Annotated in this window: 20 protein-coding genes; 7 read left to right on the top strand and 13 right to left on the bottom strand. The window is 40.7% G+C overall.

From position 1 onward, the window contains the following. Nucleotides 1-1,401 (bottom strand): alpha/beta hydrolase, encoded by a 1,401-nt coding sequence (locus tag AC4PL9_RS00430; protein ID WP_491602823.1) that lies wholly within the window; start codon nucleotides 1,399-1,401, stop codon nucleotides 1-3. A gap of 54 nt (nucleotides 1,402-1,455) precedes the next feature. Further along, on the bottom strand, nucleotides 1,456-2,598 hold the full coding sequence (locus AC4PL9_RS00425) for a BaiN/RdsA family NAD(P)/FAD-dependent oxidoreductase (protein ID WP_491602822.1): 1,143 nt from the start codon (nucleotides 2,596-2,598) through the stop codon (nucleotides 1,456-1,458). A 72-nt stretch (nucleotides 2,599-2,670) separates the two neighbouring features. Between AC4PL9_RS00425 and AC4PL9_RS00420 the strand changes: the two genes are divergently transcribed. The 6 genes from AC4PL9_RS00420 (at nucleotide 2,671) to AC4PL9_RS00395 (ending at nucleotide 9,320) form a co-directional block, all read left to right on the top strand. Beyond that, nucleotides 2,671-3,693 (top strand): quinone oxidoreductase family protein, encoded by a 1,023-nt coding sequence (locus AC4PL9_RS00420; protein WP_491602821.1) that lies wholly within the window; start codon nucleotides 2,671-2,673, stop codon nucleotides 3,691-3,693. An 88-nt stretch (nucleotides 3,694-3,781) separates the two neighbouring features. Beyond that, nucleotides 3,782-5,170, top strand: coding sequence for a dipeptidase (locus tag AC4PL9_RS00415; protein ID WP_491602820.1), 1,389 nt, complete (start codon nucleotides 3,782-3,784; stop codon nucleotides 5,168-5,170). A gap of 3 nt (nucleotides 5,171-5,173) precedes the next feature. Next, complete coding sequence (locus AC4PL9_RS00410; protein WP_491602819.1) at nucleotides 5,174-5,653, top strand: LEA type 2 family protein; 480 nt, start codon at nucleotides 5,174-5,176, stop codon at nucleotides 5,651-5,653. A 9-nt stretch (nucleotides 5,654-5,662) separates the two neighbouring features. Further along, entirely contained in the window at nucleotides 5,663-6,367 is a 705-nt protein-coding gene (locus AC4PL9_RS00405) for a YdcF family protein (RefSeq protein ID WP_491602818.1), read from the top strand. Next, nucleotides 6,354-8,387: a thioredoxin domain-containing protein gene (locus AC4PL9_RS00400; protein WP_491602817.1), complete on the top strand. Its 2,034-nt coding sequence runs from the start codon at nucleotides 6,354-6,356 to the stop codon at nucleotides 8,385-8,387. Before AC4PL9_RS00405 ends, AC4PL9_RS00400 begins: the two co-directional genes overlap by 14 nt. 33 nt (nucleotides 8,388-8,420) lie before the next feature. Continuing rightward, entirely contained in the window at nucleotides 8,421-9,320 is a 900-nt protein-coding gene (locus tag AC4PL9_RS00395; RefSeq protein WP_491602816.1) for a hypothetical protein, read from the top strand. Here the strand turns inward: AC4PL9_RS00395 and AC4PL9_RS00390 are convergent. From AC4PL9_RS00390 to AC4PL9_RS00340, 11 genes are all read right to left on the bottom strand, one after another. Further along, the gene (locus tag AC4PL9_RS00390) at nucleotides 9,317-9,958 is read right to left on the bottom strand and encodes a carotenoid biosynthesis protein (protein WP_491602815.1); all 642 of its coding nucleotides are present in this window, start codon (nucleotides 9,956-9,958) and stop codon (nucleotides 9,317-9,319) included. The two genes, AC4PL9_RS00395 and AC4PL9_RS00390, sit on opposite strands and share 4 nt — an antisense overlap. A gap of 106 nt (nucleotides 9,959-10,064) precedes the next feature. Then, nucleotides 10,065-10,655: a 50S ribosomal protein L25/general stress protein Ctc gene (locus AC4PL9_RS00385; RefSeq protein WP_491602814.1), complete on the bottom strand. Its 591-nt coding sequence runs from the start codon at nucleotides 10,653-10,655 to the stop codon at nucleotides 10,065-10,067. Between the two features lie 11 nt (nucleotides 10,656-10,666). Further along, complete coding sequence (locus AC4PL9_RS00380; RefSeq protein WP_491602813.1) at nucleotides 10,667-11,602, bottom strand: ribose-phosphate pyrophosphokinase; 936 nt, start codon at nucleotides 11,600-11,602, stop codon at nucleotides 10,667-10,669. A gap of 81 nt (nucleotides 11,603-11,683) precedes the next feature. Next, a complete protein-coding gene (locus AC4PL9_RS00375; RefSeq protein ID WP_491602812.1) occupies nucleotides 11,684-12,124 on the bottom strand; it encodes a hypothetical protein in 441 nt (146 codons plus the stop codon). Further along, nucleotides 12,124-12,642 carry a DUF4920 domain-containing protein gene (locus tag AC4PL9_RS00370; protein ID WP_491602811.1) on the bottom strand — a complete coding sequence of 173 codons (519 nt, stop codon included), beginning with the start codon at nucleotides 12,640-12,642 and terminating at the stop codon, nucleotides 12,124-12,126. The genes AC4PL9_RS00375 and AC4PL9_RS00370 overlap by 1 nt, the downstream gene beginning before the upstream one ends. A 141-nt stretch (nucleotides 12,643-12,783) precedes the next feature. Continuing rightward, complete coding sequence (gene infB / locus AC4PL9_RS00365; RefSeq protein ID WP_491602810.1) at nucleotides 12,784-15,594, bottom strand: translation initiation factor IF-2; 2,811 nt, start codon at nucleotides 15,592-15,594, stop codon at nucleotides 12,784-12,786. Nucleotides 15,595-15,668: 74 nt separating this feature from the next. Further along, a complete protein-coding gene (gene nusA / locus AC4PL9_RS00360; protein WP_491602809.1) occupies nucleotides 15,669-16,904 on the bottom strand; it encodes a transcription termination factor NusA in 1,236 nt (411 codons plus the stop codon). A gap of 7 nt (nucleotides 16,905-16,911) precedes the next feature. Next, nucleotides 16,912-17,388, bottom strand: coding sequence for a ribosome assembly cofactor RimP (rimP, locus tag AC4PL9_RS00355; protein ID WP_491602808.1), 477 nt, complete (start codon nucleotides 17,386-17,388; stop codon nucleotides 16,912-16,914). Between the two features lie 106 nt (nucleotides 17,389-17,494). Continuing rightward, entirely contained in the window at nucleotides 17,495-18,739 is a 1,245-nt protein-coding gene (locus AC4PL9_RS00350) for a serine hydrolase domain-containing protein (protein ID WP_491602807.1), read from the bottom strand. After that, nucleotides 18,714-19,427, bottom strand: coding sequence for a lipoyl(octanoyl) transferase LipB (gene lipB, locus AC4PL9_RS00345; RefSeq protein ID WP_491602806.1), 714 nt, complete (start codon nucleotides 19,425-19,427; stop codon nucleotides 18,714-18,716). The genes AC4PL9_RS00350 and lipB overlap by 26 nt, the downstream gene beginning before the upstream one ends. Continuing rightward, nucleotides 19,427-20,425, bottom strand: coding sequence for a bifunctional phosphoglucose/phosphomannose isomerase (locus AC4PL9_RS00340; RefSeq protein WP_491602805.1), 999 nt, complete (start codon nucleotides 20,423-20,425; stop codon nucleotides 19,427-19,429). The genes lipB and AC4PL9_RS00340 overlap by 1 nt, the downstream gene beginning before the upstream one ends. Before the next feature lie 132 nt (nucleotides 20,426-20,557). Between AC4PL9_RS00340 and lepA the strand changes: the two genes are divergently transcribed. Beyond that, on the top strand, nucleotides 20,558-22,354 hold the full coding sequence (gene lepA, locus AC4PL9_RS00335) for a translation elongation factor 4 (protein ID WP_491602804.1): 1,797 nt from the start codon (nucleotides 20,558-20,560) through the stop codon (nucleotides 22,352-22,354).

Genomic DNA, 22,354 nt, shown 5'->3' with positions numbered 1-22,354 from the left:
CTACAAAGTAACCGACTGAACAAACTTCAACAGTTTCTCCAGAACAATCGGGTTGATCGTTTCATCCAGCTCTCCGTATTCAGTCAGATTGCACACATCACACTTCTGGAATAAATGATTCAGACCTTCCAGAATTTCCACCTGACTTTTCTCCTGAGAGGCGGCACTTAGGTTGTCTTTAATTCCCTGGCTATTTGACACAGCAGGAACCTGAAAATCTTTAGACCCGATCAACGACAGAACAGGCACCTCAATGTAGGGTAAATACTCTTTTACATCCCACTTTGAAAACTGCCGCCCGAACTCATTGTTAAGAAAAGTCGAAAGTCCCATTACGAATTGAAGTTTGGTTGTACCCTCCGTTGCACCTTCAGGAGCTTTATCCCATTGTTCGGATAAAAAATCAGTCAGCAGTTTTGTTGCATCTTTCTGAGAATGTTCATCAATAATATCCAACATTCCGGAAAATGTAGATTGATTCCATCTCGCCATTTCTTCCGACTTACCATCGTATATAATCATCAGATACTGTTGTTCTTCCAATATTTGCCTCCCGGTTGTTCCGGGACCTGCCAACGAAATAATGAAAGCAACGTCATCGTGTTTTTTGGCTGTCATCAAGGCGTGCATTCCTCCTTCTGAGTGACCAATAAGTCCAACGGGATGATCAGGGAATTTAGCTTTCACAAACCCATACGCTGACTCCAGATCGGTAGCAAATTGTTCAAGTGAAGTTCCCTGAAAAACACCTTCCGATTCCCCTGTTCCCCTGTCATCAAAACGAAAACTACCAATACCGTTTCGCGCCAGGTAGTCTGCAATTACTAAAAAAGGCTTGTGCCCTAACATCTCTTCGTTTCTATCCTGTGCTCCGGAACCTGAAGAAAACACAAGAATCGGAAACTGTTCTGTAGTATCTTCCGGCAAAACAAGAGTCCCGCCAAATGACAAGGACTCAGAAATATGTTTGAATGTATACTCCTTTGTATGATACGCAAAAGGAGGTTGAGGTTCCTGCGGGCGTACAACGATCTTTTTTTCTTGGCGTTCTCTGTGAAAACTCAAGGATGCTTTCATTCCCATTTGTTCAAACTCTCCTTCAATCACTACATCCTCTGCATTCAATACTCCCTTATATTTTGCTCCTATTGCCGAAATAGCAAATTCAAACTTCTCCTTTTCTATTTCAACCACATCTGCTGAAAGTCCCATTGCAGTGCTGTCTTGTGGATGCAACAGGTGAACTTCATATTTCTTCTTGTTCTTGTTCACTTTCAATAATAGTTCGTGTGACTGCCCCATAAGAACCATTGAACCGCTCCACAATCCCTCATACTTAATCTGCTGCGAAAAGGAAAAAGAACTTAAAAAGAATACGACTAACGCCAGGTATATTTTCATTATTCAACTTTGTTTTGATCTATAATAGTACGTAATTTACAGGAGACGGCAATATCAACTACCTGCTTTATACCCCGAAGCGAAACACGCTTGTAGCAAATATCCCCCTGTCGGAGCGTCCCAGTTCAACATCTCTCCCGCACATTTTATCTTCGGAAATTTCTTTAGTGACAAATCCTCATTCAACTCTTCCCACAAAACCCCTCCGTATGTGGAAATGACCTCATCCAACGGACGAAACCCAGAGACTGTCAGGGGATACTTTTTTATAATCTCTGCCAGTAACAAAGGAGTTGTAAATACTTTCTTTGTGGTTTTCTTAAGTAATTCGAGTTTTACACCGTCCAGTTTCATACTTCGTAAACCGTCTGTTATTTTTTTACTCCCTGCTAATCGAGTCTCAATTTCAACAGCCGAAAGGTTGGGCTTTAAATCCAAGAAAATCTGCTGCGGGAAGCTCTTTTGTCTGATAAATCGATTCATAAAGTACACAGGAGAGCCTTCAATTCCATAGTGAGCGAAAACTAATTCTCCGCTTCTCTCTGCTTCTTCCGTATACAAACGGATGTTTTTCAAAGGTCGACCTTCCAGATCATGATAAGCTTCTGACATCTCCAGTCCTGAATTGGAAGGTTCCAACAAGGAAACCCCTATCTCTTTTTCAGAAAACAACTCTGTCCATGCACCATCCGAACCGGTTTTCGACCAGGATTTACCTCCGAAAGCAAAAACAGCATGCTCGTACTGCACATTTTTCTGTTCTCCTTCTGAATCAAACACCAGATATTCCTGATTAAAATCAATCAGCCTGTGAGAAAAGTGAAATACTACACCAGACTGCCTGAGGGCATTCAGCCAGTTTTCGAGCACATGGATCGGTTTTATTCCCTTCACCGGAAACACTTTCCCGGATGACCCCACATAGGTGTCAACTCCAATACTTTTCAACCAGTCAATTGTTTTTCCGGTATCAAACTCTTGTACTATTTTTCTGATTTCAGGATGGTCATACCGCGTCAAAAAAGCAGCTAAATCTTCGCTATGTGTGAGATTAAATCCTCCATGTCCGGCAACCAGAAACTTTCTTCCCGCTGCTTTCTTATGATCATACACGTGTACTTTCATTCCTCGCGCTACACAACTTGTGGCTGCCATTAACCCGGCCGGTCCTGCACCTACTATGTGTATCGAACTCATTACCACAAAGCTAAAAAAATAACTAATTGTCTCAATTATCCAGTATATTTGAAAGTAAAGAAATTTTACGCCATGAAAGCATATTATCTCAAGCAATACGGAAAGGCTGACACCGCTTTTGAGTTAAGAGAACATCCCTTACCCGCTTCGGTTCAACCGGACGAAGTACGCATTCAGGTTGAGGCGTTTGGGTTAAATTATGCCGATGTAATGGCACGTAATAAAAAATACAGAGAGGCTCCTCCAATTCCCTGCGTAATCGGTTATGAAGTTGTTGGGACAATAACAGAAGCCGGTGCGGATATCCCTAAGGATCATCTGGGAAAACGAGTGGTAGCTTTTACACGTTTTGGTGGTTATGCTCAGGAAGTTATTACGAAACAATATGGTTATGCGGTAATCGGGGATATGGAAGCCGGAAAAGCATTGGCTTTGGCCACGCAATATGTTACGGCTTATTATATGGTGAACGTACTAACCAATATTCTGCCGGGGGACAAAGTCCTTGTTCACTCTGCTGCCGGGGGAGTCGGAACGGCATTAATTCAACTTCTTAAAATCCGCGGAGCAGAAGTTTTTGCCAAATCCCGCTCTGACAAAAAAAAGGACTACGTGCTATCCCAGGGAGCAGATCATTTTATTAATTACTCGAAAGAAGAATACGCTACTCAAATACGCCGTATTCTAAAAGAGGACCGACTGGATGTATCATACAACCCGATAGCGGGAAGTACTTATAAGAAGGATATGTCTTTATTAGGAAGCGGAGGACGAATAGTATTGTTCGGAGGAGCTGAATTATCCGGCACGAAATGGGGAATCTTCTCGCAGTTGAATTTCCTTCGAAAAATGGGACTTGTGATCCCTGTAGGACTAATGATGACTTCACGCAACATTCTTGGCGTCAACATGCTGAAAATAGCCGATAATCGACCAAAAGTAATGGCGTTATGCCTTGAGGCAGTTGTTGACTTATACCAACAGGGAAAGATTCATCCCGAGATTGGATCTCTGTATTCACATGAGCAGTTAGGAGAGGCTCACGCTTTTCTCGAATCGGGAAATTCTGTCGGAAAAATCGGGATTATCTGGTAGCAGTTGACTCACTTCCTCTGTGTCCGTAGTCACGTTACAATTCAAAATTTCTCCTTAACTTCATCCTTTCAAATAAAAAACAGCATAAATGGACAAAACACAGTCATACATTCAAACCAACAAGGATCGTTTTTTGAACGAACTCATTGACTTACTAAAAATTCCTTCTATATCAGCGGATCCCGCTTATTCAAAAGATGTACACGCAACAGCAGAAGCAGTAGCAGAGTCGCTTCGTAAAGCAGGTGCCGATGTTGTAGAAATTTGCCCAACCGCAGGATACCCGATTGTTTACGGAGAAAAAATTATTAACCCGGAACTACCAACCGTATTGGTATACGGGCATTATGATGTTCAACCGGCTGATCCAATTGAACTTTGGGACTCTCCTCCATTCGAACCTGTCATTAAAAAAACAGCTATTCATCCGGAAGGAGCCATTTTTGCCCGTGGTGCCTGTGATGACAAAGGGCAGATGTACATGCATGTAAAGGCTTTTGAAGCGATGGTAGCTTCAGGAGAACTTGCCTGCAATGTGAAATTTATGATCGAAGGGGAGGAAGAAGTAGGAAGTTCTAATCTGGCTATTTTTGTAAAAGAAAATAAAGAGAAACTTAAGGCTGATGTCATTCTTGTTTCGGACACCGGAATTCTGAGTAACGATACGCCTTCTATTACAACAGGGTTACGTGGATTAAGTTATGTTGAAGTTGAAGTAACCGGTCCCAATCGCGACCTTCACTCCGGTTTGTACGGAGGAGCTGTTGCAAACCCAGTCAATATACTTTGTCAAATGATTGCGTCACTGCATGACGAGAATAATCATATTACCATTCCAGGTTTTTATGACAAGGTAGATGAATTATCCCGTGACGAACGTGACGAAATGGGACGTGCGCCTTTCAGTCATGAAAAATACTGTGAGGCACTGGATATTGCAGATACTCACGGTGAAAAAGGATACACGACCATGGAACGTGCTTCTATTCGACCAACGTTGGACGTAAACGGAATCTGGGGAGGTTATACCGGTGAGGGAGCAAAAACAGTAATTGCGTCCAAAGCGTATGCAAAGATATCTATGCGTCTAGTTCCAAGTCAGGTGTCAGATGAAATCACTGAGCTTTTCCAGAAGCATTTCGAGTCTATCGCTCCAAAAAGTGTAAAAGTGAAAGTTAAACCCCATCATGGTGGAGAAGCTGCAGTAACTCCTATTGATTCTGAAGAATATAAAGCCGCGTCGATGGCCATGGAGAAAGGATTTGGTAAAAAACCTATTCCGATCAGAAGCGGAGGAAGTATTCCTATTGTTGCCCTGTTTGAAAAAGAACTTGGTTTAAAGACAATGTTGATGGGCTTTGGATTAGACAGTGACGCGATCCATTCTCCCAACGAGCATTACGGTGTTTTCAATTATTTCAAAGGAATTGAAACCATTCCGTATTTCTATCATTATTACAGTGAACTAAAGAAATAAATTATGATGCGATCTCTTTTTATCCTGTTGCTTACAACCCCTTTATTTGTTAGTTGTTTCTCGTACAAAGATGTCAGCTTTAAAGGAGTTGAAAACTACAAAATCGGAAAGATTCAGGATGGTGAATTATCCTTCGGGTTTGATGTTAAACTGGAAAATCCGAATAAATATAACATCAAAATAAAACCAACCGATTTGCAGGTTTTTGTTGGTGACAGGGAATTAGGAATTGCACGACTGGATAAGAAGTTGAAAATAAAGAAAAACAGTTCGGCTTCTTATCCTGTTATGATCAATGCCCGACTAAAAAATCTGGCTGGGGCAGGGATGGGAGCTATCCTTGAGCTCGCCACAAAAAAGTCGGCAGATGTACGAATTAAGGGACCTGTTAAAGGCAGTGTGCATGGAATTACACGGAAAATGGAAATTGACGAAACCCGATCTATAGACCTCAGTAAATTCAATATCCCTTTTTTAAACTAAATGTCTTTGTTGAACCGCCTGATACTTTTTTTCCTTTTCGCCTTTCTTCTGCAAGGGTGTTATGTACTCTTTCCCAAAAAGTACTATCGAAAAGCGGTTGAAAAAGCACCTTACGATGCAATTATCGTTCCCGGTTATCCTTACAATGAAGAAGATACCACCTGGAACAGAATAATTCAGGCTCGTCTGCTGTGGTCTACATGGCTGTATAAAAAGGGAATCACAAAACATATTATTTATTCCGGATCTGATGTACACTCACCTTATGTAGAAGCCATATACATGGCACAATACGGAAAAGCTCTGGGCGTACCCGAACAGGCAATTCTTCTGGACACACTGGCTAAACACAGTTCTGAAAATGTCTTCTACGGTTTTCTTCTTGCAAGAGAAAAGGGATTCGAGAAAATTGCGTTGGCTACTGATCCCTTTCAGGCAGGTATGATGCGCCCTGTACGTCGAAGAGTCAAAAGAATCTTTACACACAAAGTAGATCATATCCCTATCATTTTTGATACCATTAAGAAAATTGATACTATTCCCCACCCGATAATTGACCCTTCTTCTGCTTATCGCAGCAATCATGTTTCTTTAAAGGAAAGTGAAGGTTTTTTTAAACGGCTAAGCGGAACGCTGGGGATGAAAATTAACTGGAAAAAATACAGGAAAGAAGAACGTAAAAAACGAAAAGAGAGGAAAAATGACGAAGGATAAACATAAACACACAAATGCGCTCATTCATGAATCTTCTCCCTACTTATTACAACATGCTCACAACCCGGTAAACTGGGTAAACTGGTCAGAATCTGCCTTTGAAAAGGCAAAAGAAGAAAACAAGCTGGTTCTGATCAGCGTGGGATATTCTTCCTGTCACTGGTGCCACGTCATGGAGAAAGAATCGTTTGAAGATGAAGAAGTGGCAGCCTATATGAATGCACATTTTGTGTGTATCAAAGTCGATCGGGAAGAACGACCGGATGTTGATCAGGTATATATGAATGCTGTGCAATTGATGACCCAACGCGGAGGATGGCCGCTAAACTGTTTTGCTCTTCCGGATGGACGCCCCATATACGGAGGTACTTATTTTCCACAAGAACAATGGTTACATGTACTCCGAAGTCTGGTTCACACCTACACGACTGATCCGCAACGCGTAGAAGAATATGCCCGAACCCTAAAAGAAGGAATAGAACAAAGCGAATTGATTGAAGTTAAAACAACTGTATCTCAATTCGAAGAGGAACGTTTACATGAGCTTGTTACTCGTTGGAAACACCAGTTTGATGATGAAGAAGGCGGAGCAAATCGGGCCCCAAAATTTCCACTACCAAATAATTACCGGTTTTTGCTTCGTTATGCCATGAAGTATGAAGATCCCCGCGTTAAACGTCATTCATTGCTGACGCTTACCAAAATGGCACAGGGAGGCATTTATGATCAGATCGGAGGTGGTTTTGCGCGATATTCTGTTGACACACTTTGGAAAGTCCCTCATTTTGAAAAAATGCTCTATGATAATGCACAACTATTATCCTTATATGCAGATGGCTACAAACTCACGCAGGACCCGGAATATTTACAGGTAATTCGTCAGACTGTTACATGGTTAAAGCGGGAAATGCTGGATCCTTCCGGATCTTTTTACTCAGCACTTGACGCCGATAGCGAAGGAGAAGAAGGGAAATATTACGTTTGGTCTGAGCAGGAGCTAAAAGAGCTTCTACAGGATGATTATACCTGGTTTGCCGATTTGTTTGAGGTAGAAAATGAAGGTCTTTGGGAAGAAGATAAATCCATCTTACTCCGAAAACAATCTTTGGCTGAATTCGCTCAAAAATCCGGTCTGACAATTGAAGAGATTACAGAAAACGTAAACTGTATTTTTGAAACACTCTTACAAGTACGCACAAAACGTATTCCCCCCGGATTGGATGATAAATCCCTTACATCCTGGAATGCCATGCTCATTTCCGGACTTTGTGACGCTTATTCTGTAACTGGCGATCCGGAATATGTACAACTCGCAATAAATTGTGCTGAGTGGATTAAAAGCAGCCAGACGAAAGAAGAAGGAACACTTTGGCATACCTGGAAAAACGGACGATCAAGTATTGACGGATTTCTGGAAGATTATGCGTTTGTCATCAGTGCCTGGATTTCACTCTATACGGTAACATTCAATGAGCAATGGCTTCTTGCTGCAAGAGTATTAACAGAAACGACCATAGAACAATTCGAAGATGAAAAATCCGGAATGTTTTTCTTTACAGACAAAGACTCCGAACTAATTGTCCGGAAAATGGAAATCAATGACAACGTGATCCCTTCCACAAATTCACAAATGGCAAACAATCTCTTTCTGCTAGGTAAGTACTTCTCACTAGACGAATGGACAGATAAAGCCAGGCAGATGCTTGCGAATGTATATGACGGTATGGAGAATTATGGCTCCGGTTATAGTAACTGGGCCTGGTTACTGATGAATTTTTCCACTCCTTTCTATGAAACGGTTATTGGAGGGAAGGACTGGAAGTCTTCCCTTTCGGAATGGAATTTGCATTACATCCCTGAATCCATTGTATGCGGAGGAAACCAACAGGGAGAACTGGAAATCACGGTCGGGAAACTGGAAACGGATAAAAACAAGTGGTACGTTTGCGAAAACAAAAGTTGTCAGGCACCCGTCTCTAGTTTTGATGAAGCATTCAGAAGTATTAAAACTCCTCAATAATTCACGCTGCAATTCGTTTATAAAGAAAAGTACATGAAAGTAATCATCACAGTACTATCCCTATTTGTCTGGTATACCGGAGTTGCTCAATTGCTCAATAATAGCAAAGGAGAAGCATTTACGGATGAACCTTTTTTTAATATTGAAAATGTCCGTGCTAATAAAATAAAACGAATATCAGGGCAATATTCCACAAAGAAGATAAATGATCAGATTCGTCCCGGGAAGTTAATCTATGTCTATGAATTTGATGAAAAAGGACGATTGACTCAGAAATATGAAACTGTAGAAGTAAAGGGAGGAATCGATACGGTTGTAACCCAATACGAATATAACCCCAAAGGATTTCTTCATGTCAAGCGAAGAACAGACAACAGCGGGTTTTATGCCTATGTATTTGAATACGATGAATCAGGACGTGTCATCCGGGAAGAGTTCCGCAGGGATATGAATAAATCCGGCAGCAAAGTAGACTTTTTAAGTGACAAGCAATTTTTAATCACCTATGAAACTTCAACGTATGAAAACTATCCGGGACAGGAAAAACGAACGTATTACAACAGCTACGGAAAGCCTTTTCAGGAAAAATTCTCCTATTACAATGAAGACAGCTATCTGTTGGAAGAACTTGAAAAGCTAAAGGTTACTTCCGGACAAAAAAAAACAACTTATGCCTATAATGCAAAAGGACTATTGGCTGAAATGACAACGATAAGTTCTGTAATGGGCAATTCGGAAGTGACGTATAAATTCACATACGATGAAAATAACAATTTAACTTCCAAGGAAATTCATAGAAACGGAAACTATACAACAGAGATCCAGGTAATTTACAACGAAAAAACGGGTTTAATCAGTGCTATTCTAGTTCGTCAGGTATCTACCAATTTTATAACCATACTTCGTCTGGACGCGTATGAATTTTACGACTAAAGTGCGAGATTGAGTGTAACAAAAAAGGTAACCAGAGCAAAAAACACCCAAAACGAAAAATAATTCAGGTTATCCTTTGTCAGTTTAAGGTAAATTGTATTCACTCCTAGAGCGATAACGAACCAACAAATAAAGTTAAACACAGGAATCTCATTATCCTCCCAGTGCCAGAAATCCATCAAATGAGCTACTGGTTCAATAAGAATATCCATGCCTACCATCAAGGTGGCAGAAAGGAGAACCCGTAAATAAAAGTTTTTCACAAGCACCCTGCTCATCTCACAGGAAATAGAAGACAACAAAGCCCAGTTCACACCAATAATCAAAGGTACCTCCCATAATTTTGGTCCCAGATTACCACCATATGCATATTCACCAAATAGAAAGCTTGTATGCACACCTATCCACTCTACCACTATACCTGTTCCAAATGCTACGGAAAAAGCCAACAGTGTGGCTCTATTCAATTTGTAGAATGAAAAAGCCAACAGAAAAAAAGTGAGAGATAAATGATAAAAAGTAAGGTTAAGAAATGAATCTTGATAAGGAGACAGGATACCAACAAGTCCGACAGAATACGTAATCAGTAGAACACCTATCATTACCTTAATTCTATGTCTGACGAGTAAATCTGTCATATCAGTGAAGTTACTTCAAAATACGTAACAACGCAAGTGGTATATTGTTCAACAAAAAAATCCCTGCCGCAAACGACAGGGATTCTTCTTATAAGGAAAATACTTTTTATCCTTCCGCTTCCGCTGCTTCTTCTTCAGCAGATTTCTTTTTAGCACCACGTGCCATTTTCACAGAAACTACAACCGCATTAGCAGGATCTAAAATCTGAACTCCCGGGATCTCAACGTGCTTAACACGAATAGCATCACCAATTTCCAACTTCGTAATATCCAAAGTGATGTCAGCAGGCATATCTTTTGGAAGACCAGCTAATTTCAACTTACGGAAAACCTGTTGCAATTTCCCCCCTGATGTAACCCCAGGTGCAATCCCTTTGATACGAACCGGCAAACTAACTTTTACTGGTTTATTTTCATTCAACTCTAGGAAATCAACGTGGATAATATCATCCGTTAAAGGATTCTGTTGTACTTCCTGGATGATCGCCTGTGATTTTCTTCCGTTGATATCCAAATCTACTTTGTATACCTCAGGTGTGTAAATCAATTTTTCTACCTGTACTGCCTCAGCAGAAAAATGTACCTGCTCTCCGCTTCCGTACAATACACATGGAACAAGACCAGCACTTCTAAGTGCTTTAGCATCTTTTTTCCCTACGTTCTCCCTTGGAGAACCGCTCAACGATACTACTTTCATTTGTTTATGATTTATGATATAATAAAATGCGAACTAATTGACTGGTTATTTACCAATCGTCTGATTACGTCAGCGAATAACTCCGATGTCGATAGGACACGGATTTTATCACTCTTCTCTTTTAGCGGAATAGTATCCGTAACGATAAGCTCTGTAAGACTTGATGTATTGATTCTCTCATACGCCGGTCCGGAAAGAACCGCATGCGTACAGAAAGCGCGAACACTTTTTGCTCCCCTGCTCATAAACAAGTCAGCTGCTTTTGTAAGTGTCCCTGCCGTATCACACATATCATCAACCAGAATAACATCTTTTCCCGATACATCTCCAATCACCGTCATTTCTGCAACTTCGTTTGCTTTTTTACGGTGTTTATGACAAATGGCAAGACCTGTATCCAATTTCTTAGCATACGAATTGGCTCTTTTTGCTCCTCCCGCATCAGGAGCCGCAAGAATCAGATTACCCGTATTCAATTTCTGGATCTCTTCATAAAACAGAGTGGAAGCATACAAATGATCCACCGGTACTTCAAAAAATCCCTGAATCTGATCAGCGTGCAAATCCATGGTCATAATTCGGTTTACTCCCGCAGCCATCAGCATATTAGCAACTAATTTTGCTCCTATGGCAACTCTTGGTTTGTCTTTACGATCCTGTCGGGCAAACCCAAAGTAAGGAATTACTGCAATTATCTTACGCGCCGAAGCCCGTTTTGCAGCATCAATCATTAAAAGAAGTTCAAATAAATTTTCAGTCGGAGGCATTGTTGACTGTACGATGAATACATCCTGACCTCGTACCGTTTCTTCAAAAGAAGGCTGGAATTCGCCATCCGAAAAATCAGTAACCGTAACTTTTCCAAGTGACACACCATATGATTCCGCAATCTTTGATGCGATATCACTGGAAGCCCGACCTGTAAATATTTTTACTCCAATTGACACAACCTAAACTTTTTGAGGAGGTAAAGTTACCTCTAATTTTACTAATTTCTTACTTTTTCCTGCAAAAAAGTACAAAACGACTTATTCCAAAACAAGTTGTTGAATCTTCGGAATAGGACCTGTGCATTTCACCTGATGACACTCAATACATGACGCCACTGCTTTATTGTATAGTTCCTCTGCCTGCTCCGGATTTGTATAAATAGCACGTTGAGATTCAAGAAATGACTCCGCATGGGTTACAAAAAACTCGTCTTTCACATGACCTTCTGTCATTGCTGCTTCCAAAATTCTTTCGAAACTCTCCGGAAACTCCCCCAAATCTTCACCTGCACTAATACGCTCTTTCAGTTGCATGTTGATATGATGCATCTGCCTCATCAGAGATGCCATCTCAGAACTTTCGTGCATTTCAAACTTTTTCTTCTGCCGTTTGGGCTGTATTGTCTCTTCCGGCTGTTGTTCATCACAACTCACAAGTCCTCCAACAAATACCAGAAAAATAAAAGCAAATAGTCTCATTACTCTTTTATTAAAACACCGTCTGCTAGAAATCCGTATGTGATCTCAGGTTCTGTTATTGCATCTATCTCCTCCTGAGTAAGACCTTCGTCCTCCGCATAATGTTTTAGTTCATTAACAGAAGTCACCGAAATAAATGCTTTTCCATTTATGATCGCTTCCGATTCTGCTGCGTTCAAAGGCATAAAGAAACCATAATCTTTAAACCGCACAAAAGCTACTTCTTCGTCGTTCAGATCAACATTCATCCAGCATCCCTTTTTCTGGCAAACATTATAGATGGTTGCTGTAAATTTTGCTTCGATCGTGTCTCCTTCTTCCAATTCCTGATAGGTTGCGTACATTTCGTCAGCCGACACAGCTCCGTCTACAGTTATTGTATCTCCAAAAACGGCATAACTAACCTCTTCTTCGCTGATTTCCTGCTCCTTCTCAGGTGCTTTACTCTCTCCACATCCTACCAATAAAACAGACATTGCAAAAACAGAGAATCCTGTTTTCTTAAGAATTGTATTCATAAGGTATAATTTCTTCAATTTCAGGCACAAAATTAGTGATTTCTACTACAGTCAGCAAATGCAGTCTGTTATTTATAATCAATATAAAACAAAAACACCATCTGAAAAATCAGATGGTGTTTCCTTCTATTTCCTATCTTATTAGAGTTTTCTTGCTACCTCAACTTCTTCGAAAGCCTCGATAATATCTCCTTCAGCAATATCATTGTATCTGTCGATATTCAATCCACACTCGTAACCATGTTTTACTTCTTTAACATCATCCTTAAAGCGTTTCAATGAACCAAGTGTTCCTGTATGCTGAACAATTCCATCACGGATAACTCGGATTTTCGAATTACGTTTGATAATTCCTTCAAGAACGAAACATCCTGCAATTGTTCCCACCTTAGTGATTTTGAACGTTTCTCTAACTTCGGCAGAACCAACAACCTGCTCTTCAATTTCCGGAGACAACATCCCTTCCATCGCAGCTTTGATTTCATCAATAGCTTTGTAAATGATCGAATAAATACGGATATCGATTTGTTCTCCCTCTGCAAGTTTCTTCGCACCACCTGTAGGTCGCACCTGGAATCCGACAATGATAGCGTCTGAAGCAGATGCAAGGTTTACATCATTTTCAGTAATTGCCCCAACTCCTTTGTGTACGATATTCACCTGGATCTGATCTGTAGAAAGTTTCAGTAATGAATCAGAAAGAGCCTCAATAGATCCATCCACGTCTCCTTTAACAATCAGGTTCAATTCTTTGAAATCACCTATCGCCAAACGACGACCAATCTCATCAAGTGTAATATGTTTCTGAGTTCGCAGACCCTGTTCTCTGTACAATTGTTCGCGTTTCGTAGCAATAGATCTTGCTTCACGTTCATCATCCATGATATAGAACTTATCCCCTGCACTTGGCGCACCATTAATACCTAAGATAGATACCGGTACAGCTGGCCCTGCCTCTTTAAGATTCTTTCCATGCTCATTGTGCATCGCCCGAACCCTACCGGCATAACGTCCGGCAAGAATAATATCTCCGATTTTCAACGTTCCGGCTTCCACCAACATGTTTGTAACATATCCTCTTCCTTTGTCGAGTGAAGATTCAATCACTGTTCCCACAGCGTTTTTATTCGGGTTCGCCTTAAGATCTAATAACTCTGCTTCAAGCAATACTTTTTCAAGTAATTCATCAATGTTCAACCCTTGTTTTGCAGAAATTTCCTGACACTGGTATTTACCACCCCATTCTTCTACAAGGATGTTCATTTGTGAAAGTTGCTCACGGATTTTATCCGGGTTTGCCGTCGGTTTATCTACCTTATTAATGGCGAAAATCATTGGAACACCTGCAGCCTGAGCGTGGGCAATTGCTTCTTTCGTCTGAGGCATCACATCATCGTCAGCAGCAACAATAATTATCGCAATATCCGTAACCTGAGCACCCCTTGCACGCATCGCTGTAAAGGCCTCGTGACCCGGAGTATCAAGGAAAGTAATTCGCTTACCATTTTCCAATGTCACCGAATAAGCACCAATGTGCTGGGTAATACCTCCTGCCTCACCGGCAATTACATCTGCATTACGAATTCTGTCCAATAAAGATGTCTTACCGTGGTCAACGTGTCCCATTACCGTAACAATCGGCGCACGTGGTAAAAGATCTTCGTCTTTATCTTCCTGTACAGGGATTGCATCCTGTACTTCAGCACTTACAAATTCAACTTCGAAACCAAACTCATCAGCAACAATAGCAATTGTTTCTGCATCCAGTCGCTGGTTAATAGAAACGAAGATTCCCAACGACATACATGCCGAGATAACCTGTGTTGGTTGCACATCCATCATCGAAGCCAATTCCGACACGGTAACGAACTCTGTCAACTTAAGGATTCCTGACTCAAGTTCAGCTTCCATTGCTTCACGTTCACGTTTCTGAGCCCGTTCATCTCTTTTCGATCGGCGGATTTTAGCCGCTTTAGACTTACCTGTACCCGAAAGACGTGCAAGAGTTTCTTTGATTTCTTTTTGGATATCCTCTTCAGAAACCTGTTGTTTAACTACCGGCTTTTTACCTTTTTTGGTTACCTGAGCTCCACCACCACTACCCTGACCCGCACGATCAACGTTTACTTTCTTAATTCGTTTACGCTTCTTTTTATCCGCGCTATCTTTCGAACGATCAACTTTTGTTCTTGGTTTTTCAGTTGGAAGTTCAATTTTCCCAACTACCGTAGGACCGGAAAGTTTATTTGTCTTCGCCTTAATTGTTTCAATTTTCTTCTCAGGCTCTTCTTTCTTCTTTTCCGTCTCTTTGGGTTTCTCTACTACAATCGATTTTTCTTCTTTCGCTGCAGGCTTCACCTCTTCTTTCGGTTCCTCTTCCTGTTTTACTTTTTCTTCAGCAGGTGTAGCCTCCGGCTTATCTGCTTTTTTCTTCTTATCAGGACGTGTCTTTGTATTGATTTTATCAAGATCAATCTTTCCAATTACAGATACCTTCACTTCACCATCGCCGATCGTATTTTTATCTTCCTTCGGCTCCGACTCTTTTTCCTCCTCCTTGGGTTCTTCCTTCGCCGGTTCTTTTTCCTCTTCCTTCTCCTCTTCTTTTTCCTTCACTATAGGCTTAGGATCTGACAAAGGAGCTTTAAAAGCATCGATGTTTATCTCTACTTCATCCTCAGTTTCTTCTTCTTTATTATCTTGCTCTTTAGCGTCACGAAGTGAAATCGTCTCCTTTTTCTCCTTCACTAAAGAGGCCTGCTTTGACTTCTCTTTAACAGATTGGTCAGCAGCATACTGATCAGAAAGCAGTTCATAGACGTCTCCTTCTATCTTGGTGTTCGGATTCGAATCTATACTGATCCCCTTACCAGACAGGAATTCCACTATGGTACTCACACCTACGTTCAGCTCTTTTGCTACTTGTCTTAATCTTAATACTTTTCCGGCCATAAAACAGTCCTTCAATTGTTTTTTTGAGTTCTCACTCGTAAATTTTCGTGTTAAAGGTAGTCGGGTTAATTCAATTATTCAAATTCTGAACGCAGAATTCTAACCACTTCCTTAACCGTCTCTTCCTCAAGATCCGTACGACTCACCAAATCCTGAACATTCAATTCAAGAACTGATTTTGCCGTGTCACAACCGATAGCTTTCAATTCATCAAGAATCCATCCATCGATTTCATCTGCAAATTCTTCCAAATCAACATCTTCAACATCTTCAGCACCTTCACGGTATACATCGATCTCGTATCCTGTCAATTTACCTGCCAACTTGATATTATGCCCTCCGCGACCAATCGCAAGAGAAACCTGATCCGGCTTTAGATAAACATTTGCACGCCCTTCCTCTTCCAGAATTTCAACCGAAGAAATTTTCGCAGGAGAAAGTGCACGCTGAATAAATAAAATAGGATTACTGGTATAGTTTATAACATCAATATTTTCGTTTCTCAACTCACGTACAATACCATGGATACGCGCACCTTTCATTCCGACACAAGCTCCTACCGGATCAATTCTGTCATCATAGGATTCAACAGCAACTTTTGCTCTCTCTCCCGGTTCACGTACAATTTTCTTGATAGTAATCAATCCATCAAATACTTCTGGAACTTCCAACTCGAACAGACGTTCAAGGAACTCAGGCGCTGTACGCGAAAGGATAATAACCGGACTGCTATTACGCATATCTACTTTTGCTACAACAGCCCGAACCGTTTCTCCTTTTTTGAAGTAATCCGAAGGAATCTGTTCTGATTTCGGAAGGATCAACTCATTCCCTTCATCATCCAGAACAAGCACTTCTTTTTTCCATACCTGGTATACTTCTCCTGTAACAATCTCCCCAATACGTTCTTTATACTTCGCATAAATATGATCTTTCTCAAGTTCAAGAATACGCGAGATAAGATTCTGACGCAGCGATAAAATATTTCTTCGACCAAAGTCCAGGAACTTCAATTCTTCAGAAACTTCTTCCCCCACTTCAAAATCAGGCTCTATTTTTATCGCTTCCGAATATGCAATCTCCGTATTGACATCTTCAACCTCACCATCCGGAACAATTTCTCTGTTACGCCAGATCTCAAGATCTCCTTTGTCAATATTAATAATGATATCTATATGATCGTCTGTGCCATATTTCTTACGCAACATTGAACGAAAAACGTCCTCAAGGACATTCATCATTGTCACACGGTCAATGCTCTTAAATTCTTTAAACTCCGAAAATGATTCAATCAAGTTTAAGCTATCCATCGCTTAATTATTTAAATGATATAACAACTTTTGCTTCTTTTATATCAGCATATTTCAATGGAATATCTTCCACGATCAGCTCCTTTTTTTTCTTTCCTTCTATTCGTTCCTTACGGCTAGTTTGCAGAACAATACCGCTCGCATCAGCTTTCGTTAAAACACCTTCCACTTTATCCCCGGAAGCTGTCTTAACTTTTAATTCCCGACCTATATTCTTCGGATACTGCTTCAAAACCCGCAAAGGCTTATCCAACCCTGCAGAAGAAACCGAAAGTTCAAAATCCTGCTCCTCCCGATCCAGATTGTGTTCAATATTTCTTGAAACCCGAACACAATCATCAATCGACACACTTCCTGTTTCCGAATCAATTTCAAGAGAGATCACATTTGCATCACTAATACGCAAATCTACTATAAACAGGCCTTTATCAAGCTCTGCCATTCGCTCTTCTGCCAATACAATTATTTTCTCTCTATCCAGCATTCTTTTGACAATAAAAGAGGGGACTTTCGTCCCCTCATTTGTTCAAACAATAAATGATGGTGCAAATATAGTCAATTATTTGAAATTGACAAAGATTAGTCAGAATTTATTCCTGATCAGCCAGATCCATTGCTATTTTAAGATAGACAAACAGATCTCCAGGATGTCCGATCTGTGGTTTAATGCTCTCCGGGAAATCATCAAAACCTGATGGGATCTCTTTGTAATCCGAAGCTCGTTTATGCCCTGTTCTTACAACCACCAAGTCACGACCCGGAACAACGACTATATACTGTCCCTGAATTCCTCTTGCATAACGAATGGTATCCTCTCCTGTCGGAACCAACCACCAATGTAAACCATATCTGTGATTAACCCCTTTATCTTTTACTTCGATATCTGCCGGAACAAAAGCCTCCTTCATATACCATTCCGGAACTATTCTTTCTCCTTTCCAGACTCCATCATCAGCTATTAGCAAACCTATTTTTGCAAAATCGCGTGTCGTTGCATACAGACAGCAATACCCTTTTTCAATCCCCCCTTCTTTATCCAGACTCCAATACGCATCTGATTCGGAACCAATCTTAGACCAGATTTTATCCTGAAAATACACACTAAGCCCAAAACCTGTAGCCCTCTCCAGAACAATCGTAAGAACCTGTGTTGCGCTACTAATATATTCAAATTCTTCACCCGGTTTTCCCACCACCTCCTGTTTCAACACTAATTTCTCCAAGTCTGTTCCATAATAAGCTTCAGCGTTATCAGAAAAAGGATTACCCCCGCTTTCATGCCAACCAAGCCCCGTACTCATCGTTAAAAGATCACGTATTGTTATCTCACTGTATGGAGTCTTGTTCCACTCTTCTATGTATTTACCTACAGATTCGTCAATACTCCCAATATAACCTTCCTCCACAGCGATCCCAATTAGCAAGCTAACGATTGATTTTGCAGCTGAAAAAGTATTTGATACTGTCTCAGTCGTATGTTCTTCCCAGTATTTTTCGAAAATCACAGAATCCCGAAGTAGTACTAAAAAAGAAGTTGTCTCCAGACTTTCAAAATAAGCATTTTCCTCCCTGGAAAGATCTTTTCCGGCACTGGTCGACTCTGGTAAATTGTAAGGGGTTTTATCGTGAGTTATTGTTTTGTAGGGAAACAGCTTCAAATCATATATTCCCGGGCCGCTTTGCCCAATAAAATAAGTCTTTGACAACGCAGAATAAAAATACCACTTTCCCGTCAGAGCTATGTAAATATTCTGCACAAGTATTCCCAAAAACAAAACAAGCAAGAATATTCGCAGTACCTTTCTTGGCTTACTTCGTAGTGGTTTCTTTTTCATATTCAAATCCAAATTGTTCTGCCATTTTTTCAAGCAGAACCTCTTTAACCTCCTGCACAGAGACCTCTCGTCCCAATTCCCTCTGCAATGAAGTTACGGATTTGTCCTCAATCCCACAAGGGACAATATGATTAAAATAGTTCAGGTCTGTTGAAATATTAAATCCTATACCGTGCATGGTTACCCAACGCGAAGATTTCACTCCCATTGCACATATCTTTCGAGCGCCTGTTGTGTCACCATCAATCCAGACCCCTGTGAGCCCATCTACTCTGCCGGATTCAATCCCGTATTCTTTTAGGGTTTGAATCACTGATTCCTCCAATAATCTCAGATATTTATGAATGTCAGTAAAAAAATTGTCTAAATCAATAATAGGATAAGCGACCAACTGTCCAGGACCATGATAGGTTATATCTCCTCCCCTGTTAATTTTATAAAACGTTGCATCAATTTCTTTCAACTTCTGCTCACTTAACAGAAGATGTAATGGACTACCACTTTTTCCCAGAGTATACACATGTGGGTGCTCTACAAACAAAAGATAATTATCGGTCTGAACACTCTCGTTTTCGTTCCGGTTTCGGATCTTCCTGTCAATAATGGATTTAAATAATTCCTCCTGATAATCCCACGTCTCTTTGTAGTCTTTCTGTCCTAAATCCTGTACAAAGACTTTTTTATTCATTACAATCTCTCCAATTCTCCCTTCAAATAATCTATTACCGGAATCGCGATAGGGTCTACTTTATTCTTTTCCGAAAGATAAAATGACACCCAATCTACGAGGTGTATAAAGTACATAGTCTCTTCTACACGACTCTCTCCTTTTGAATATACCTCCATAGTTCCGGCACCTTTCTCTTCCATCACTTTTTTAGAAACTGCCAATCTAAATGCATTTCTTTCGTAAATATCACTATTTATCAAAAACAAGGATGCAAACCGTCTATCTCCTCCGGACCAACCTACCAGTTCATTATGATTCATCTCAGGAATCACATGGTGCCAGCAAAGTGTTTTGGCATTTTCATTCAGCTGCTGCCTTGTTCGTATAGCTACCCCCTCGAATAATGAGGTCGTGTAAATAATAGGCATTTTCTCAAACAGGAAATCCGCTATTCCCATAGCCGTTTCCTTTATTTCCGATTCATTCGCGAGTAATAACTCAACACTTTTTTCTAACTGAGCTGAGTATCGTATCGTAACCAGTTCTAACTTCTCCAGAATAGACGCAAGTTGCACCAATGAGAAGGCTAGACTCGCACGGGGTGGATTACCTCCAGGGACAACTATCACATCAAAAGACTTCTCTTCTGCCATTGCCTGAAGTTTACCACCGGAGCAAACCGCAACAATATGAGCCCCTTTACTCAAACCATCCTCCACTGCAGAAAGCGTTTCTTCTGTATTACCTGAATAAGAAGACGCAATAAGCAGTGTGTTTTCATTGATAAATGCCGGTAATACATAATCATTCACCAAAATAAATGGCACTTCAATGTCATTATAAACCCACTGACTGACAATTTTTCCTCCGATTCCAGACCCCCCCATACCACAAACAACCACATTCCTGATCTCGGACTGTGGCTCTCTTAAACGGGCTTCACCAGCTATCTTAATTGCTTCGGTGATGTTTCCGGGGAATTCGCGAATCAGTTTATCCATTGTCTTCTCATTCATAGGGTCAAATATAGAAAGTCTTCGAATGTTTTTTAAGTATTCAACGCAAAAAACATAGATTTCGTTTCACGAATTGAAAAAAAGATATTCCGCAATCATTAATTGACATCTATTTGCGTAATTTTGCAACCTATGAAGAATATTCGCAATTTCTGTATTATTGCTCACATCGACCACGGAAAGAGTACTCTGGCAGATCGTCTGCTTCAGGCAACAGGCACCATTTCTGACCGTGAGATGAAAGACCAGGCACTGGATGACATGGATCTGGAGCGCGAGCGTGGTATCACAATTAAAAGTCATGCCATTCAAATGAATTATACCCATGAGGGACAAGCATATACATTAAACCTGATTGACACTCCCGGACACGTTGACTTCTCTTACGAAGTCTCCCGTTCGATTGCAGCCTGCGAAGGAGCTTTGTTGATTGTCGATGCAGCACAAGGTATTGAAGCACAAACAATTTCAAACCTATATCTGGCACTTGAACATGATCTTGAAATTATTCCTGTACTGAATAAAATGGATCTTCCGGGAGCAATGCCAGAAGAAGTTACCGACCAAATCGTTGATCTGATTGGCTGTAATCCGACAGATGTTATTCCTGCTTCAGGAAAAACCGGGTTAGGTGTAGATAAGATTCTCGACGCTATTATAAACCGGGTTCCTGCTCCTAAAGGAAACCCGGACGCACCACTACAAGCAATGATCTTTGACTCTGTTTTCAACCCTTTCCGTGGTGTTATTGCATATTACAGGGTGATTAACGGAACTTTGAGAAAAGGAGAGAAAGTCAAGTTTGTCAATACCGGTCGCACATATAATGCTGATGATATTGGTATTCTTAAGATGGATCTCGTTCCTAAAAAGGAAGTCTCAACCGGTGATGTAGGATATATTATTTCCGGTATAAAGCAAGCCAACGAGGTAAAAGTAGGTGATACGATAACAACTGTAGCGAATCCTTGTACAGAAGCCGTAAAAGGTTTTGAGGATGTAAAGCCTATGGTCTTTGCCGGGATTTATCCTGTTGATACCGAAGACTATGAAGAACTCCGTTTCTCTATGGAAAAACTTCAGTTAAATGACTCCTCACTGGTTTTCGAACCGGAGTCATCAGCAGCTTTAGGTTTCGGGTTTCGATGTGGATTCCTTGGAATGCTCCACCTTGAAATTATCCAGGAACGTCTGGAGCGTGAATTTAAGATGACAGTTATTACAACTGTGCCTAACGTATCTTACTTCGCTTATCTCCGAAAAAATCCTGATGAAAAACTAATTGTAAATAATCCTTCTGAACTTCCCGATCCCTCTACTCTGGAAAAGGTTGAAGAACCTTTTATTAAGGCTCAGGTGATCACTAAATCAGAATATATCGGAGCTATTATGACCCTTTGTATTGAAAAAAGGGGAGAATTACAAAATCAGGTATACCTGACACAGGACAGAGTAGAATTAACTTTTGAGATGCCTTTGGCCGAGATTGTATTTGATTTCTACGACCGACTTAAAACGGTTTCGAAAGGATACGCCTCGTTCGACTACTTCCCGATTGGTTACAAATCTTCTGACCTGATTAAGCTGGATGTTTTGTTGAACGGAGAACAGGTAGATGCCCTTTCTGCACTTGTTCACAGAAGTAATGCATTTAACTTAGGTAAAAAAATCTGTGTCAAGCTAAAGGAATTAATTCCCCGCCAGCAATTTGAAATTCCGATTCAGGCAGCTATCGGATCGAAGGTGATCGCCCGTGAAACCATTAAAGCTCTTCGAAAAGACGTAACAGCCAAGTGTTATGGAGGAGATATTTCCAGAAAACGTAAACTTCTGGAGAAACAAAAAGAAGGAAAGAAGCGAATGCGACAAGTCGGCCGTGTGGAAGTACCACAGGAAGCCTTCCTCGCAGTACTTAAACTAAATGACTAA

The organism is Wandonia sp. (assembly GCF_984588085.1).
The sequence above is the reverse complement of the archived record's forward strand: the minus strand, read 5'-3'. Positions and strand labels throughout refer to the sequence as shown.

Bases quoted from the DNA above. Each gene is read 5' to 3' on its own strand.
- AC4PL9_RS00430 (WP_491602823.1), bottom strand. From the start codon at position 1,401: ATGAAAATATACCTGGCGTTAGTCGTATTCTTTTTAAGTTCTTTTTCC.
- AC4PL9_RS00425 (WP_491602822.1), bottom strand. From the start codon at position 2,598: ATGAGTTCGATACACATAGTAGGTGCAGGACCGGCCGGGTTAATGGCA.
- AC4PL9_RS00420 (WP_491602821.1), top strand. From the start codon at position 2,671: ATGAAAGCATATTATCTCAAGCAATACGGAAAGGCTGACACCGCTTTT.
- AC4PL9_RS00415 (WP_491602820.1), top strand. From the start codon at position 3,782: ATGGACAAAACACAGTCATACATTCAAACCAACAAGGATCGTTTTTTG.
- AC4PL9_RS00410 (WP_491602819.1), top strand. From the start codon at position 5,174: ATGATGCGATCTCTTTTTATCCTGTTGCTTACAACCCCTTTATTTGTT.
- AC4PL9_RS00400 (WP_491602817.1), top strand. From the start codon at position 6,354: ATGACGAAGGATAAACATAAACACACAAATGCGCTCATTCATGAATCT.
- AC4PL9_RS00395 (WP_491602816.1), top strand. From the start codon at position 8,421: ATGAAAGTAATCATCACAGTACTATCCCTATTTGTCTGGTATACCGGA.
- AC4PL9_RS00390 (WP_491602815.1), bottom strand. From the start codon at position 9,958: ATGACAGATTTACTCGTCAGACATAGAATTAAGGTAATGATAGGTGTT.
- AC4PL9_RS00385 (WP_491602814.1), bottom strand. From the start codon at position 10,655: ATGAAAGTAGTATCGTTGAGCGGTTCTCCAAGGGAGAACGTAGGGAAA.
- AC4PL9_RS00375 (WP_491602812.1), bottom strand. From the start codon at position 12,124: ATGAGACTATTTGCTTTTATTTTTCTGGTATTTGTTGGAGGACTTGTG.
- AC4PL9_RS00370 (WP_491602811.1), bottom strand. From the start codon at position 12,642: ATGAATACAATTCTTAAGAAAACAGGATTCTCTGTTTTTGCAATGTCT.
- infB (WP_491602810.1), bottom strand. From the start codon at position 15,594: ATGGCCGGAAAAGTATTAAGATTAAGACAAGTAGCAAAAGAGCTGAAC.
- nusA (WP_491602809.1), bottom strand. From the start codon at position 16,904: ATGGATAGCTTAAACTTGATTGAATCATTTTCGGAGTTTAAAGAATTT.
- rimP (WP_491602808.1), bottom strand. From the start codon at position 17,388: ATGCTGGATAGAGAGAAAATAATTGTATTGGCAGAAGAGCGAATGGCA.
- AC4PL9_RS00350 (WP_491602807.1), bottom strand. From the start codon at position 18,739: ATGAAAAAGAAACCACTACGAAGTAAGCCAAGAAAGGTACTGCGAATA.
- lipB (WP_491602806.1), bottom strand. From the start codon at position 19,427: ATGAATAAAAAAGTCTTTGTACAGGATTTAGGACAGAAAGACTACAAA.
- AC4PL9_RS00340 (WP_491602805.1), bottom strand. From the start codon at position 20,425: ATGAATGAGAAGACAATGGATAAACTGATTCGCGAATTCCCCGGAAAC.
- lepA (WP_491602804.1), top strand. From the start codon at position 20,558: ATGAAGAATATTCGCAATTTCTGTATTATTGCTCACATCGACCACGGA.